At 33.2% G+C, this 606-nt stretch carries 2 protein-coding genes; both read left to right on the forward strand.

Annotation, left to right across the window (positions count from 1 at the left end; all coding sequences use genetic code 11):
* A partial coding sequence (locus tag QN379_RS23480) for a hypothetical protein (protein WP_323507773.1) occupies window positions 1–223 on the forward strand: 223 nt, incomplete at its 5' end.
* 103 nt (window positions 224–326) lie between these two features.
* Window positions 327–606, forward strand: a 280-nt coding sequence (locus tag QN379_RS23485) for a hypothetical protein (protein ID WP_323507774.1), incomplete at its 3' end; no start/stop codon positions are given.

Here is a 606-nt window from a genome sequence, read left to right on the forward strand (position 1 = left end):
CGGTCGCGCCATCGTTGCCGCGTGGGAAAAGAAGCTGCATATTCTGGAAGCGTTTAACGGGCAATATTATTTTGCGACTATCCGCAATACGCTGAGCCAGTGCGCACCGAGCGCACAACGCGCTCTGGATTTAAGTCAAGTGTTTGACGCACATCCATTAAACGATGTAGCAGGGATACAAAATTCTCTTATTAGAACCATCAGAAACAAGGTCGCTGCATGACGAAACGCAAACGGTCTTTTCTGCACATTTTTTTGATGATAGTGCTGATTTGTATATTTTGTATATTTTGTATATTTAATGCTATTAGTAATAATTTTTTATCATGAAAAATATAAAAATTCTGAAATATATACAATATTTATTTTTTTTACTTTCTTTTATATTGTTGATTTTATCAATAGTATTAATTGAAATTGGGGTAATAAAACCGATTTCGTTATCCTACAAAAATGTCTTTAATTATCTTTTATTTATTTTTGAAAATTTTAGCTGGGAGCTGAACAATGTTGCGATGTATGTAATATTGGAAATTGGATGTTTATTTATTTTTTTTGGAATCGCCTTATATATCGCAGTAAAAATACTTCCGATGCAACTTTCGG

It is taken from the genome of Glaciimonas sp. Gout2 (genome assembly GCF_035018905.1).
GTDB lineage: Bacteria > Pseudomonadota > Gammaproteobacteria > Burkholderiales > Burkholderiaceae_D > Glaciimonas.